Origin of the sequence: Paraburkholderia sp. CI3, assembly GCF_050436505.1 — a bacterium.
GTDB lineage: Bacteria > Pseudomonadota > Gammaproteobacteria > Burkholderiales > Burkholderiaceae > Paraburkholderia > Paraburkholderia tuberum.
On sequence record NZ_JBNDMI010000004.1, the window covers coordinates 2,011,826 to 2,026,657 of the forward strand.

The window sequence follows — 14,832 nt, forward strand, 5'->3', positions numbered from 1 at the left end:
GGATTTGATCGGGGGCGGATTTTTTTTTCGTCGGAAGGGAACGATATGGCAAAATGCCAACGCACAAAGAGTCAGACACTGCTCGAAGTCTACACAAACGGTTTTTGTTCCGCACCAATGTTATACTTCGAGCAATGTATGACTGGTCTTCGTCAACAGGCTCGCAGTAAACCTGCGGTAATCTCAATTTCGAGAGGAGAAATATGAATAAACTTTCAAAGCTCGCGTTCATTGCAGCTACCGCAGTTATGGCTGCATCCGCCATGGCGCAGTCGGTGCCGGCGTCGCGACAAGCTACCAACGACAACTGGGTGAATGGTACTGGCGAATACGTGTGGATGAACGGCACGAACGAGCTTTGCTGGCGCGATGCATTCTGGACGCCCGCAACGGCTAACGCCAAGTGCGACGGCGCTCTGGTTGCTCAGGCTCCGACCCCGCCGGCACCGGTCCCTCCGCCTCCGGCTATCTCCAGCGAAAAGATTACGTATCAAGCTGATGCGCTGTTCGACTTCGACAAGGCAATCCTGAAGCCGGCCGGCAAGGAACGTCTGAGCGAACTGGCATCGAAGATCCAGGGCATCAACCTCGAAGTCGTCGTCGCTACGGGCCACACCGACCGTATCGGTTCCGTCGCCTACAACGACCGTCTGTCGCTGCGTCGTGCTCAAGCTGTGAAGGCCTTCCTGGTCAGCAAGGGCGTCGAAGCCAACCGTATCTACACGGAAGGCAAGGGTCCGCGCAACCCGGTTACCACCGGTTGCAACCAGAAGAACCGCAAGCAACTCATCGCCTGCCTCGCACCGGACCGCCGCGTGGAAGTCGAAGTTGTCGGTACGCCGAAGCAGTAAGCTGGAAAATTACCGCAGTATCGAAAGCCCCGCTTCGGCGGGGCTTTTTTTATGCGCGGGTGCCGCGACCTGACGTGATGCGCGACGCAGGAGCGTCCCGCTCCGCTACCAGCGGCTCGCAGCTTGCATCAGCGCCCGCTACCCGACGCGCTTTTGCCGCTCTTTCTCTCGCCCTATATACTCAGGGTTTATCCTCGAGCGTCCGCTCACCGCTTTCATCGAGGCAGCCTTCACCATGACCAACGCCGATCCTCACGAACTACAGAAATTCAGCGACCTCGCGCATCGTTGGTGGGACCCGAACGCCGAATTCAAGCCGCTGCACGAACTGAATCCGATTCGTCTAAGCTGGATCGACGCCCACGCCCATCTCGCCGGCAAAAAGGTGCTCGATATCGGCTGCGGCGGCGGCATCCTGTCGGAATCGATGGCAGGTTTGGGCGCTCATGTGAAGGGCATCGATCTGTCGACGCAGGCACTCGGTGTCGCCGATCTTCACAGTCTTGAAAGCGGTGTAACCGTCGATTACGAAGAAATCGCGGCTGAGGCGCTGGCCGCACGCGAACCGGGCACCTATGACGTGGTCACCTGCATGGAAATGCTCGAGCACGTGCCCAGGCCGGCCGCGATCGTCGAGGCCTGCAAGAATCTCGTGAAGCCGGGCGGCTGGGTGTTTTTCTCCACGCTGAACCGCAATGTCAAGTCGTATCTGTTCGCGGTGATCGGCGCCGAATACATCGCGCGAATGCTGCCGATGGGCACGCACGACTACGCGCGCTTCATCCGCCCGTCGGAGCTCGCCGGCTTCGTGCGCGCCGCCGAGCTGCGCACGGCGGACATCAAGGGCATCGTGTACAACCCGCTCAGCAAGCTTTTCGCGCTGTCGTCCGACACGAGCGTCAACTATATGCTCGCCTGTCGCCGCGACGCCTGAATTGCCCGAACCGCCCCGATCCGCCGTATCCGAAACGAACAATGAGCGACCCGACTCCCCTGCCGCAACGCGAAGACAACGACGACACGCTCGGCTTTTGCCTCGCCGTGCTTTTCGACCTCGACGGCACGCTTGCCGACACGGCGCCCGACCTCGCGGCCGCCGTCAACAAGATGCGCCACGACCGGGGGCTCGAGATGGTGCCGCTCGAGAAGCTGCGCCCGCTGGCTTCAGCCGGAGCGCGCGGACTGATCTGCGGGGCGTTCGGCATCGGGCCCGATCATCACGAATTCGCATCGATGCGCGAGGAGTTTCTCGCGAACTACGAAGCAGATCTGTGCATCGAGACGACGCTCTTTCCGGGTATCGCGGAAGTGCTCGACGAACTCGACGCGCGCGGCGTGCGCTGGGGCATCGTCACGAACAAGGTCGCGCGGCTTACCGAGCCGCTCGTCGCGCAACTCGGGCTCGAGGAGCGCGCCGGTTGCGTGGTGAGCGGCGACACGACCCCGCATTCGAAGCCGCACCCCGCGCCGTTGCTGCACGCGGCGCGTGAGCTGGACATCGCGCCGGAGCGCGTCGTCTATATCGGCGACGATCTGCGCGACGTGCAGGCCGGTTTTGCCGCCGGCATGAAGACCGTCGCCGCGGCGTACGGCTATTGCGGCAACGACATTCCGCCGACACGGTGGCACGCGCAACACGTCGTAGAATCGACGGCCGAGTTGCAAACCCTGCTGCGCGACATCGGCTGACAAAGTCAGACAGATCGGCTGAAGGTCCCGTCCGGCACTCTTGTTAACCATTTTGCACCATTCAGCAGCCACCAAAGACGCACGACGCGGCCCTCGATCTATTGTAAAATCTCCTTTGGCTCACATATGTGAGCAACGAACCGCGGGGGCGACCTGGTTTCGACAGGGGTTGCGAAGCGGCTAGGGCATGTCGAGGACCCGTCACCTCGTTAATCAATGGGAAAAACGTAACTGCAAACGACGATACGTTCGCACTGGCAGCCTAAGGGCCGCCGTCCTCTGCCTAGTTCACTGACGGGCTAGTGTCGCAAGACCGGTAGCAATACCGACAGAGGTCATATACGTCAGTTAAGCCTTGGCGGCGTCACGACGTCCGGGTCGAAAATTTAGTGAATCGCCGTAGCGCAGCGTGTTCGTCCGCGTCGCTGCGGTTAAATCAAAAGACAGAACTAAACATGTAGAACTGGTCGTAGAGGACTTCTGGACGCGGGTTCGATTCCCGCCGCCTCCACCAATATCTTGTTCAGCGATGTTCGCCGAAGTTCTTAAAACCCCGTTAGACTGGCGTCTGCGGGGTTTTTTTCGTCCCGTAGTGTCCGGAGAGGTACCCAATCATCCTGGGTACCTAGGGGGTAAAGCTAGGGGCACCTCGACACTTCCAGAATTCGGTACCCCCGACCGAACGACGATGTGAGACAGGCAATGGCGCTGACAGATATCCAAGTGCGAACGGCCCAGCCGCGCGAAAAGCAATATCGACTCGCCGACAGCGCGGGCATGTATCTGGAAGTGCGCCCGAATGGCGGCAGGTACTGGCGGCTCCAAGTATCGGTTCGCGGGCCGGGAAAAGACATACACGATCGGACCCTACCCGGATATCTCGCTAAAGGAAGCGCGGGCACGCCGGGATAGTGCACGCGCCACGCTATCGGATGGCGTAGACCCGTCTGCGGAAAAGCAAGCTGTAAAGCGCACCCTTCGCCTGAATGCGGAAAACTCCTTTGAAGCTGTCGCGCGTGAATGGTGGGCGGCATTCGCACCGACAATTTCTCCCTCGCACGCACAGCGCAACCTTCGCCGAATGGAGTTGCACGTCTTTCCGTACATCGGGAGCTATCCGATTGCTTCGCTGGAATCCCCTGCTGTCCTCGACGTGCTTAGGCAGATTGCGAAGAAAGACGCGCTCGAAACCGCGCACCGGGTGCGCGTGCTGGTCGGTCAGGTGATGCGGTACGCGATCAGCACAGGACGCGCGACCCGCGATATCGCCGCCGACCTGCGCGACGCCCTTCCCACCGCTCCGGAACGGCATCACGCTGCCGTCACTGATCCTGTTGGGGTTGGTGCACTGTTACGCGCCTGTGATGCCTACACAGGCACAGCGACAGTCACGGCGGCACTACGGCTTGCTCCTTTGCTGTTCCAACGACCAGGCGAACTGCGTCGGGCCGAATGGACCGAATTCGATCTCGAGGCGGCGCTGTGGACCATTCCTGCCACCCGGATGAAACGACGACTGGCCGGGAAAGAACACGGCTCCGACCATCTTGTGCCGTTGAACCGTCAAGCCGTTGCAATACTCCGCGATCTGCACATGCTTACAGGACGCTGGCGCTTCGTCTTCCCGAGCCTTCGTGGCACGGACCGTTGCATGTCGGACATGGCCCTGAGCAGCGCGTTCAAGCGCATGGGTATCGACGCCGACACCGCACTACCGCATGGATGGCGGGCAACCGCGCGCACGCTGGCGATTGAGGCTTTAGGCATCCCCGCCGAAGTGGTCGAAATGCAGTTGAGTCATACCGTGCGCGACTCCCTTGGCACGGCATACAACCGCGTGACATGGCTGGATGCACGCCGCGACCTGATGCAACAATGGGCGGATTACCTCGACAAGCTTAAATCTGACGCGACCGTCATTCCGATGAAGGCGGCGCGGTAGCCCGCCAAGCAAACCTTCCGTGCTTGCGCCGCCGATCAAAGCGCGGCGCGCGCGAACGCTGTAATCCCTTCGCGAATGCCAGTGTCCGACTCGCAACACCTCCATTTTTTTGGCCGGGCTCGCGGATCGATTCATCACGGTCGCCAAATTTTTTCGGGCCATGTTCGATAGCTTTCGCATCGTGCGAAATCTTTTGACGTCAACAACATAGCGATTGGTTGACTGATCAAGAATATCGGAAAGCTGATATTTCCTCGTAAATTCAAACACTTAGATAGAATATGGGGCTTGCATCGGGATAATCGTCTTGGCATAGTCGCACCTGTGCGGACGTTGGAGTACACCGAAGACTCCAGATGCAACGAGTAGACCTTCTGCGCGCGATGCCACGTCAGGCATTAATTAACTCCGTTAGGACAACTGAAAATTGTCCCGACGGGCAAACCTACGCTAATGAATGGGTGCGTCATTGAAAAAGACTGCAAATCAGCCTGGGCAGGCGGAAGATAAGAAAGCCGCCGTCGATGCCGAGCGCAAGCTCACGCTCGAAATCCTGCGCATGAAACGCGTGATGGAGATTACGGGTCTTAGTCGCTCGACAATTTACAAAAAATTGTCGGAGGGTCGATTCGCGCCAAAAGTCCAACTATCCGAGCGCTCGATCGGTTTTTATAATGCGGACGTTTTTGCCTGGCTAGAAAATCCGATGGGCTACCGCGCCCCGGAGGCCACAAATGGCTAAGAGCAAAACCAACCCGGTCGTCGTGGTTGGCGACGACTCTCGCGCTAAAGCCGTTCTGATGGGTGCGATTAGCTGCAGTGCCGCGCCTGATACGCGCGTGTTCCTGTTCGGCGGCGCTGCCGTTCGCATCGTCGTAACGGTCGATGAATTGACTTGGTTCGTCGTCGTCGATGTGTGCGCTGTGCTGGGTATCGCGAACCCGACGCAAGCGGTACAGCCCCTGGACGACGACGAGAAGGCTATGTTTAACATAGGGTTGCCGGGCGGTCCGACCAATTGCATCACGGAATCCGGTTTCTATGCGCTTGTGATGCGCTCGCGCAAGCCCGAAGCAAAGCGTTTCGCCAAGTGGGTTCGTAGTGAAGTGTTGCCGTCGATCCGCAAGACGGGAGCCTATACCATGCCCGCCGCGCCCGATCCCGTGCCTGCCGTGCCAACTCAGGTTACGGCAACGGGCGACCTCGCGTTGGTCCAAGCAGCCGCGACCCTGCTTAATTATTCGCCGTCTAGCAAGCTCGCCGCGCTCCAGCGTGTTGCCAAGAATCACGGTCTCGACCGGGGCTTGTTGCCGAGCTACACGGTCGATGCACCGGACCCGAATGCTACCTCCAGCGAGGTCACGAAGAGCGCGACGGTGCTGCTTAAAGAGACCGGCGTGGAAATGGGCGCGACAGCCTTTTATGTCGCCTTGGCGAGCCTGGGGTTCATGCGGAGGGATTCCCGCAAGACGAAGCCGAGCACGCGCCATCCGGACGGCGTTAAAGGCTTCTGGGTTATCGTGGGGCCGGGTCTCAAGTTCGGCAAAAACATCGCGTCCCCGCAATGCCCGCGTGAAGTCCAGCCGCACTGGTATGAGCATCGTTTCGCCGATCTGCTCGATATCGTGCGCAATGCTGACACGGAGGGAGCGTAATGCATTCCCGTGCTTGTAAGCCTGACGTGTTCGGATATACTGAGCACGTGCCTGAGACAACAGGTACCGGGTTTGACAGCCCGAACAATCGAAGCGCACAGCCGCGCATAGCGGCTTTTTTGTGCGTGTCGCCTTCGTGCGCCTTCTTCAATGGGCGGGCCTTGGCGGGGGCATCTTCGGATGCGCCGGTTCCTTCGGTTGCCGGTCTGTCAACCCTGCCTTGTGCCCGCCCACCCCATTTGACAGTGGGACGCGGATTAACCGCAAACCGAAGAGGTCGCACCACGCGCCAAGCTCCCGCTCGTCCTGAGCAAACTGAATCTACCCTCGAAATCGTCAACCGCGCCATGCGCGACGCCGCGACCGCGCCGACCGTCTACGACGCGTTGGACCTGGCCGGTCAAGCCCTTGTTCGCCTTGCCGAAATCGCCCGTGCGGAGGTGCGCCATGCATAAGCTGCCCTTCATCGAACGCGATCACGGCCCTGTGGGCGATGCGGTTGGCTCGTTGGACTACCAAGCTCGCGTGACCGTCGGCCCCTTTGTCGCGCACCTTGTGCGTACTCACGCGGTGTTTCAAGGCGTCGCCGCCACGGTCCGCATTGCACGCGCGCAGAGCCTTCGTGCTGAGCGTGGCGAGCCGGATTTGATTCATGCGACGACGGCGGACGCCCTGCTCGCGCTCGCTGAGGCGTCGTCCGACATGCTCGCCGAGCAAGCGGAACGCTTCGCCGAATGGATCGAGGTCGCCGCACTGGCCGATCCGGCAGAAGCGCGCCCTGCATCGGTAGAAGGCAAGGAGGCTACCGATGGTTGAAGCCCATCTGAACGAGGTCGAGCGCATCAAGGCAGCGCTCGCCTGTATTCCTCCCGACCTTGCCCACGAAGATTGGGCACGTGTCGCCGCTGCGTTGAAGGATGGGCTCGGCGATGCAGGTTTCGCGGTGTTTGACGATTGGAGCAAAGGAGGCAAGTCCTACGTCGAATCCAACGCCCGCTCGACGTGGAACTACTACAAGCCGGGCAGAGGAATCACTGTCGGGACGCTCTTCCACTACGCCAAGCGGCATGGCTATGCCGATGACGGCCTGCGCCACATACCCGACCGCGCGGAAGTTGAGCGCACGAAGGCTAAGCGCGCCGCCGACAACGAGCGTGCCGAAGCCAAGCGCGCCAGTGAAGCGGTTGAAGCGGCGAAGCGAGCGCAAGCTGTCTGGAAAGAGGCTTCGCCTGCTTTCAACGACCATCCTTACTTGCAGCGCAAGGGCCTTGCCGCCGTCGACACGCTGCGTGAGATCGACGCCGATGCCCTGCGCGCGCTCATCGACTACGCGCCGCAATCGTCCGGCAAGCCGCTGTCGGGCCGCATTCTCTGCGTGCCCGTGAAGGTCGGTTCGGACCTTTCGACGCTCGAATTCATCGACGGCGACGGTCGCAAGACGGCCCTGAAGGGTGGCATGAAGTCTTCCGGCTTTTGGTCTGTCGCGCGTATCCCGGATACGACCAATCGCATCCTCATTGCCGAAGGCGTGGCGACGGCCATGAGCGCTCACGCCTGCGCGGGATATCCGGCTGTCGCGGCGCTGTCGTGCGGCAATTTGCTGAAGGTCGTGCAGTCGTTGCGCACGACCCATCCTGACGCAATGATGATCGTGTTGGGTGATATGGGCAATGGCGAGAAAAAGGCGCGGGAAGCCGCTCAGGAGGTCGGTGGCGCGCTGGCTGTGCCGGACTTTGGGCCGGGCGCGGGCGAGGGTCTGACGGACTTCAATGACCTGCACGTGCTGCGTGGTGCTGATGCCGTGCGCGACGCCATCAACGCCGTTGCTGATGCGGCTGTATGCAAGACACAAAGCCTCGTCACGCCGCCGCCGTCAGAAGACAATAGCGGCCCGCACGCGCGCTACGTCGTGTCTGACGATGGCGTTCATTACGTCGGCGTCCGGCACGACAGCAAGTCCGAAAAAGACGTTGAATTGCCGCCGATCAAACTGTGCGACGAACTGCAAATCATCGGGCGAGGTGAGGACGATTCCGGGCAGAACTATCGGATTCTCCGTTGGCGCAGCCGTGGAAGCGGGACCGAGCGGAGCATTGCCTTTCCACTTGCCGAAGTCGGCGAGCGCGAAGGTTGGTCCCGTTTGCGTGGACTCGGGCTGGCAGTCTCCACGGGGCGGCAGAAGAACGAGTTGCTCGCCGAATTTTTGCAGGCGCACGGTAGCGACGAGCTACACCGCGTGACGGCGCTTGGCGGCTGGCAGCATGGCGGATACATCACTCCTTCCGGCGAAGTGCTTGGCAAGCCGAGTTCACCGGTTTTCTTCAACGGCGACCGGAGCGCGGCAGCGGCATATGTCTCCACGGGAACGGTCGAAAGCTGGCGTGAATCTGTTGCTTGCCTTGCCCATGGCAACACGCGGCCCATGCTCGCTATCGGCGTGGCGCTTGCGGCCCCGCTATTGAGCTTTGTGGATCTGGAGTCGGGCGGCATCCATCTTTTCGGAAAGTCCGGGTCCGGCAAAACCACTTCGGCAAAGGTCGGTGGGTCGGTATGGGGAGCACCCCGCCAACAGGGCTCATGCTGCTCGATGAGCCTAGGCCAAGGCACTGCGGATGCCGTCGCGCGGGCTTCATACGTGGTTTTCAACGGCGTGTCACGGATGCAAGGCGCGAGGGATGGCGGCAACCGCGATCAAGCCCGCTGGCGCGTTCTGGTGCTGTCCACGGGCGAGGTTGACCTTGCAGGGTTCATGAATGCAGGCGGGCATCGAGCACGCGCGGGTCAGGAAGTCCGGCTCGCGAGTTTGGCCGCGGATGCCGGAAAAGGTTTCGGCGCGTTCGATCAACTGAACGGATATGCCGATAGCGGCCTGCTTGCCGATGCCCTTGACGAGGCAACAAGGAGCAACCATGGCGCTGTTGGCCGCGCGTTCGTCCTGCATGTCGCCGCGAATCGCGAAGCCGTTGCGGCCCGTCTGCGTGTCGCTATCAAGCGCGTTCATGACGATCTACCCAAGGGCGCGTCGGGTCAGGTGCGGCGTGTGGCAGCGCGCTTTGCTCTCGTAGCCGACGCGCTTGAGATTGCGACGGAGATTGGTCTAACCGGATGGGAGCCCGACGATGGGCGCAAGGCCGTGATGCGCTGTCTTTCGGAATGGATGGCGGGCTTCGGTGTGGGTAATCGAGAAGACGAGCAGATGTTAGATCAGGCTGAGCAATGGTTCGGAGCGCACGCGTACACGCGCTTCGCAGACTGTCGCGAAGGGCTTGATCACGATATGAGCCGGATGGTTTTCAACAATGCCGGGTATCTGAAGAAAGACGACTTGGGCGCGACGTATTGGCTCGTGTTGAGAGGGGTGTTCGAAGCCGAAATTGCAAGCGGGTTTCACAAAACGGGTATGGGGAAGGTTTTAGCCCAGCACGGAATGCTTGTGCTTGATAAGCAGAACCGATGCACTACGACAAGCAAGATTCCTGGCATGCGCGGTGCGACCGATCGCTTCTACAAATTCATCAGCATCGTCCGCAAAATTGAACACGAGGATGATGACGTTCGCTAGCGCGTAGAAATATATGTGTGTAACCGGTGTAAGCGTGTAACCGATTCTTTTGAAGCCTTATCCATGGCGGATTTGGTGGTTACACACTAGTTACACATCGTTAGTCGCCCGTGTAACCGTCTTTGGTTTCTGACCGCCGGTTGCACACGTTTTTTTACCCGAGTGTAACCAATGTGCAACCCTGAATCCCTTGCTGCATAAGTCTTTGGGGCGTCGGTTACACAATTACACAGGTTACGCAGCCTTTCTCCGTACATAGCACTCACGTAGGAGTTTCCATGAATCCGAAAATCGTAAAAGAAGTCGGCGGGCATTATCTGATGTCGTCAGGCGCAGTTCTGCTTTTCGCCATCGAATCATCGGACGGAGGCGACCGTCCCGAGAGCGGCAAGGCCCGTGCACGTGAGGTAGCAGAGCAGGCAAGCTCTTCGGGCTGGCACGGACGTATGGTGATTTTCGCCAGGAAGATGTGTTGCTCTCACTCATTGATCGCGATGGATGGTCCGAGCGCGTGACCGAGATGGCTCAATCCGCACTGCGCGACGTGCCAACGGCCGAGCTTGTCCGCGTGCTGTCCAAGGTCGGGAAGCTCGCTCAATGACGAGGCGCGCTTTGAACCGGCGGAGGCTCGACAAGACCCATCTGTGGGCCGCATCGATCTTGCCGCTCGCATTCGATGCGTCGCGCGATCCAGATAACGGCGTGGTAGACCGGGCACGGGAAGCCGCCATAGTTGACCGGCTGCTTGACTTAGCTCGCCGTCACGGCTTCGATCAAGAGAGCGTCCTTCGCGACCTGATGGATCGCGGGGAACGGCCTTCCCGACTGATCCAGCTCACACGCAGAGCGATGGCAGCCATCCCCGTGGACGAGCTTTCCGACGCACTGCATGCCCCTGGGTAGCTGATGAAGTCTCGCTGCGCACACTCGGCGGCGCGTCGCCTGTTCGATTAGGCAAGGCGCGCCGGACGCAATATCGCCGCCGTGGCGGGCTTCGCGCGGGTGCGGTGATAGTCCGGCACGCCACGCACCATTCGAAAGGCGCGCAGGTCGCTTAAACGCGTCAGTACATCATCAATGAATTAGGATAACTAAATCGCTTAGGAAAAAACATGGGACACGAAAAACCAAAGCCATCGCCGGAAATGGTCGCACACGTAAAACGCCTTCGCCTTGCCCGCGAACTAGCGCTCGCCGTCGAACGGCGTAATCAGGTGCATAGTGACGCGTCTACCAGCAAGCCCAGCGCCGTGGCAAAACGCCTTGCCGCAAATCACGCAGTCCACGTCGCTGCGCACCGCATGCTTGCCGGAGGTTCTGATGAATGACTGTCGCCGGGAAATGACGCCGAAATTCGCCCGCCGCGCCGCCAGACTGCGCGCCCTTTGTGAGAAATTGGGCCTCAAGCCGCTTGACGAATCGCGGGTGCAGGCCATCTTTGAGCGCCGGGTCGAACGTCGCCGGAGGGACGATATTTATGCTGACTGCATGAGCGTGACGGCGACCGCGAAAGCCCTCGGCCTGCGTCGCGGCGACCTGTTCGAACTGTTCGTTCGCGAAGGCTGGCTGTATCGCACGAGCGACGACAGATGGCGCGCAACGGCGCAGGCGCTCACGGACGGAGTTGCTGTGATGCGCGGACCTTCTTCAATCGCGTGGCCGCAACTGACGCCCGATGGCCGGGCTGAAATCTCGCGCCGCCTCGCTCATGGGTGAATTTCATGCGACAGACCTGATCCCCTGAATTCGTAACTCAGCCTCGCAGTGAGCAGTGCTGTGATATCTGCGAAACGGCCCGTACTGGCGGGCCGCCAAGCGCGTGCTACAGGCCGCTGACGTCGGCGTGGGCGTGTACATGGAGCCGGTTTGGGCGGACAGATACGCTGCTGTTGAATAAAAACATAGCGGGGACAACCTCTTCATGCAGCTCTAGAACCTTTTTGTACTTGCCCTCGTTATGTTCGTTTTCCAACACAACAAAACAGACTTTTTCCAAGGTGCATACTAAAAACATATGGCCCATCTATCATCTTCCTTGCACTATCAAAAAACGACAAGACCCTACGAGAGACCTACCGTGAGCAAGTTCGCAAAACTGTTGAAGTTGGTTGTGTCCGCAACGAAGCGCCCGGAATTGCCGGAAGACCATACGGGGAGTCAGGCTTCAATGGCCGCGCAGCGCGCCACGGGCCAGGCCGAAGCAAATATGCAGGACGCGTTGAAGGCCGCGGCAACGGAAAGGAATGGCGCGTGCGACCGGCTGCTGAAGTTCCTTGGCCGCGCCTTTGGTTCAAGAACTGACCCGATGGCTACCCGACGCGCCCAACGGGTCGCAGTCAAGGCCGTGGCTTTCATGTCGAAGAACGAGGCGCTGTTCGCCACGATTGCCGACGCGGAAGCCAGAGCGTTCGACGCCCTCACCCGTACGTATGGCTCAATCGCGCTCGAATACCCGACAGACAAGCAGCTTGACGAACTGTACGGCCTGACACTGCGCCATGGCAGTCCAACGGCTCGCACGGACGATGAATCGACAGCCGCATATAAGAAATCGAGCTGGCCAGATTCGCGAAGCTTTGTCGAGCAGTAGCCGCCACGCTCACCAGCCGGATTGACGCCTTGAACGGTCGAGTCGGCAAGCCGTTAAATGCAACCGTCGGCACAGTGGGCTCTGGTCGGAAAATGGAACGCCGCGACCCCCAAAGACGATCACCCACCGCCTGCCAGGAGTCGGTCGGCGAGACCCTCAAAAGGAAGTGAGGCCCGTCATGAACATGCTAACCATCACCGCTCGCCAGCTCTTGTTGTATAGCCACACCCTCGCCTTCGCCTTCGCCATCGTGCGCGTGTTGCGGGAAGACGTGGCGCTGCTCACAGCTCGGCGCATTGATGCCGTCAGACTGGAAACCACCGGACGTACCATTGCAGGGTTGCTAGGCCTGCTCTGGATAACGGGCGTCGCTATGATCCTGCTTGGCACCGGCTTACACGTGGCTGTGCTGGTCTCCAAGCCGAAGCTGGCTGCAAAGCTGACAGTGGTATGCCTGCTGACGGCGAACGGCTTGCTGCTGCATCGAGTCGCGTTTCCGATGCTGACCACACCGCAGCGTCGCCCACGTCGGGCGGCGACGATATGCGTCTTGTTGGGGGCCATCAGTTCGGTGTCGTGGCTCTATGCGTCTTTTGTAGGCGTGGCGCGCCTTATCGCCCCGGCGATGTCCTATACGGGCTTCCTAGCCTTGTACGGGGTGGGGCTGGTGGGCGGGATCGGGACTGCGTTGGCGGTGGCGCGGCCGCGTGTGGAGCGGCTATTGGCTCCGTTGTCCGGCGGGGACGTGGTTGTCGGTTCGGCGCCAGCCGGACGATTGAGCTTGCCGCCTTTTTAGCGCAACCCCGAAATAGCGCCGCACGCAACGCCATCCGGTCGTTCAAGTCGAGCGCGGGCTTGGCGACCTACGTCTCAAGTTCCTGCCGACGATCAACCAGACGCGCGGTGAATTCCGGCGAGAGTTGCGCGCCGATCACGTAGCTGTCACGCTTGCCGATGCGGTCGTCGGCAACCGTCTGCCGACGACCATCGGCCCCGAGGAAAGACGTTTCCCCCAACGGTGGAAGCATGATTGCACCACGATCCGCCAACCTCTCGATGGCACGCTTACGATTCTTTAACGATTGTTGATGGTTATTTGCGGGCGCAATAGCTGTTGCACCCTTTTCTGTCGTCAGTCGGGCCCTTTATGCCGCCGTTTGCACCCTTTGCGACGGGTGCAATTTCTGCACCCTTTAGCCAATCTGCAATACGGAACGGACTGTGGGGCGTGTTGCCATTCGGTCGACAGCAATCCGGGCGCACTTGCATGTCGGTCAAGTCGCATGATTATTTGCGCATTTTCGACTTCGACATTGCCCGCCAAACGCTTGCTGGTTGAGGCATACAGGAACTCGGTACGATTTAAAACGAAGAGTTTGACCGGAATTTTCATGCACGGAGCGCGCGTGCGCGTGCGGGCGCGCGCGTGCCACGTTCAGACCGTCGAGGCAACCACGCCGGTTTGCAATTTTGATTACTGAAGTTGGAAAACGCTCAGCCGTGTCACGTTCGACGGGTGTGAGTATTGGGCCTTCTCAACCCGAATCGAAGACTTCCAATGAGCAAGCTTTCTCAAATCGTGTCACCCGATGCAGACCTCGCAGAGCAGCGCAACTTTTTCGATGCGGTGAAAAGCAACGCCTGCGTTCGTCTAGCGCTCAAGATATCCGCAATGCGTGCAGCGCTTGCCGAGGCGGACGGCGCACGTGGCGTCCTGGCTGAGCACGCGGCGCGCGGCGTCGTCGGCGAAGTCGCGCTGTGCGAGAGTCTGGCCACTGAGGTGTCTGCACTGAGCGGGATGGTGTCCGAGGCTCAGGTGGCGAATGCCGCATGCGACAAGTTCATCGCGGACGCGCGTAACCGGTTCGCCGCGCAGACCTGCCAGGCAGTTCGTACCACGCTCGACGGTGAGTGCGTGGAAATTCCCGGCCTCGAGGCAAAAATTCGTGGTTACGACCGCGCACGCGCCGAGCACCGCGAACGCCTTCTCGAAGCGGGTTTGGATAGCGAGCAGATTGACAGTGCGGACCTGCTGAAGCCCGGTGCAAAAGAGCTTGCCAACTGGCGGCGCGACCTTGCCGCGAAGCGCGATCAGGTTCTCCGTGCGAAGGCGTTTATCGCATCCGGACCGCTGTTCGATGTGACCTTGCTCGAAGGTGGCGCGCATGCCGTCGGCTGATCTTCTTTCTGGAAGCTCTTCGAGCCGCGTCCTGTCGTCGGACTGGGCCGTCCACTCTTCGACGGTCATTGCCGTCTTCTAGCCTAGCCATATGGCAATTCGACTTTCTGACCAGGCATGGCAGGAGATTGAGGTCTCGTATCGTGCGGGCTCGACCGCCAAGGCGCTTGCAAGACACTTCGGTATTTCGGCCAGTTCGATTTTTCACCGCTCGTCGGCTGAACGCTGGCGGGCAACCCCTCGCGCCGCCGCCACGCCAACACAGGCCGAGCGCATTGAGTTGGCCGTGAGCAAGCTCGAAACCATTCTGCAACGCATAGTGGAGGTTAGCGTATGACCAGATACGTCGGACCGCGTGATGGAC

15 protein-coding genes, 1 other RNA gene and 1 pseudogene are annotated in these 14,832 nt (G+C 60.1%); 16 read left to right on the top strand and 1 reads right to left on the bottom strand.

Translation table 11 applies throughout. The features are described 5' to 3' along the window. The first annotated feature begins 203 nt into the window (after positions 1-203). From ompA to OKW29_RS30690, 14 genes and pseudogenes are all read left to right on the top strand, one after another. On the top strand, positions 204-851 hold the full coding sequence (ompA, locus tag OKW29_RS30625) for an outer membrane protein OmpA (protein WP_090801331.1): 648 nt from the start codon (positions 204-206) through the stop codon (positions 849-851). A gap of 235 nt (positions 852-1,086) precedes the next feature. Next, positions 1,087-1,785 carry a bifunctional 2-polyprenyl-6-hydroxyphenol methylase/3-demethylubiquinol 3-O-methyltransferase UbiG gene (ubiG, locus tag OKW29_RS30630; protein ID WP_184027677.1) on the top strand — a complete coding sequence of 233 codons (699 nt, stop codon included), beginning with the start codon at positions 1,087-1,089 and terminating at the stop codon, positions 1,783-1,785. A gap of 41 nt (positions 1,786-1,826) precedes the next feature. Then, positions 1,827-2,540 (top strand): phosphoglycolate phosphatase, encoded by a 714-nt coding sequence (gph, locus tag OKW29_RS30635; RefSeq protein ID WP_184011034.1) that lies wholly within the window; start codon positions 1,827-1,829, stop codon positions 2,538-2,540. Between the two features lie 144 nt (positions 2,541-2,684). Then, positions 2,685-3,054, top strand: a transfer-messenger RNA (tmRNA) gene (gene ssrA, locus OKW29_RS30640). A 263-nt stretch (positions 3,055-3,317) separates the two neighbouring features. Beyond that, positions 3,318-3,768, top strand: a pseudogene (locus tag OKW29_RS30645) (tyrosine-type recombinase/integrase); the annotation flags it as partial. Beyond that, positions 3,766-4,482: a tyrosine-type recombinase/integrase gene (locus tag OKW29_RS30650; protein WP_429294973.1), complete on the top strand. Its 717-nt coding sequence runs from the start codon at positions 3,766-3,768 to the stop codon at positions 4,480-4,482. The pseudogene OKW29_RS30645 and the gene OKW29_RS30650, both read left to right, overlap by 3 nt. A gap of 469 nt (positions 4,483-4,951) precedes the next feature. Next, positions 4,952-5,224: a helix-turn-helix transcriptional regulator gene (locus tag OKW29_RS30655; RefSeq protein WP_429293684.1), complete on the top strand. Its 273-nt coding sequence runs from the start codon at positions 4,952-4,954 to the stop codon at positions 5,222-5,224. Continuing rightward, on the top strand, positions 5,217-6,137 hold the full coding sequence (locus OKW29_RS30660; RefSeq protein WP_429293685.1) for a BRO-N domain-containing protein: 921 nt from the start codon (positions 5,217-5,219) through the stop codon (positions 6,135-6,137). The genes OKW29_RS30655 and OKW29_RS30660 overlap by 8 nt, the downstream gene beginning before the upstream one ends. Positions 6,138-6,584: 447 nt before the next feature. After that, positions 6,585-6,953 (top strand): hypothetical protein, encoded by a 369-nt coding sequence (locus OKW29_RS30665; protein WP_429293686.1) that lies wholly within the window; start codon positions 6,585-6,587, stop codon positions 6,951-6,953. Then, on the top strand, positions 6,946-9,699 hold the full coding sequence (locus OKW29_RS30670; RefSeq protein ID WP_429293687.1) for a DUF927 domain-containing protein: 2,754 nt from the start codon (positions 6,946-6,948) through the stop codon (positions 9,697-9,699). The genes OKW29_RS30665 and OKW29_RS30670 overlap by 8 nt, the downstream gene beginning before the upstream one ends. Positions 9,700-9,977: 278 nt before the next feature. Then, on the top strand, positions 9,978-10,214 hold the full coding sequence (locus OKW29_RS30675) for a hypothetical protein (protein WP_429293688.1): 237 nt from the start codon (positions 9,978-9,980) through the stop codon (positions 10,212-10,214). 748 nt (positions 10,215-10,962) lie between these two features. Beyond that, positions 10,963-11,415 (top strand): phage antirepressor KilAC domain-containing protein, encoded by a 453-nt coding sequence (locus OKW29_RS30680; protein ID WP_429293689.1) that lies wholly within the window; start codon positions 10,963-10,965, stop codon positions 11,413-11,415. Between the two features lie 361 nt (positions 11,416-11,776). Next, positions 11,777-12,289, top strand: coding sequence for a hypothetical protein (locus OKW29_RS30685; protein ID WP_429293690.1), 513 nt, complete (start codon positions 11,777-11,779; stop codon positions 12,287-12,289). Positions 12,290-12,467: 178 nt separating this feature from the next. After that, entirely contained in the window at positions 12,468-13,085 is a 618-nt protein-coding gene (locus tag OKW29_RS30690) for a hypothetical protein (protein ID WP_187613841.1), read from the top strand. A 67-nt stretch (positions 13,086-13,152) separates the two neighbouring features. Here OKW29_RS30690 and OKW29_RS30695 read toward each other — a convergent pair whose 3' ends face one another. After that, on the bottom strand, positions 13,153-13,317 hold the full coding sequence (locus OKW29_RS30695; protein WP_222944983.1) for a hypothetical protein: 165 nt from the start codon (positions 13,315-13,317) through the stop codon (positions 13,153-13,155). A gap of 530 nt (positions 13,318-13,847) precedes the next feature. Here OKW29_RS30695 and OKW29_RS30700 point away from each other — a divergent pair. Continuing rightward, entirely contained in the window at positions 13,848-14,468 is a 621-nt protein-coding gene (locus tag OKW29_RS30700; protein ID WP_429293691.1) for a hypothetical protein, read from the top strand. 91 nt (positions 14,469-14,559) lie between these two features. After that, complete coding sequence (locus OKW29_RS30705) at positions 14,560-14,805, top strand: hypothetical protein (RefSeq protein WP_429293692.1); 246 nt, start codon at positions 14,560-14,562, stop codon at positions 14,803-14,805. Positions 14,806-14,832 lie beyond the last annotated feature (27 nt).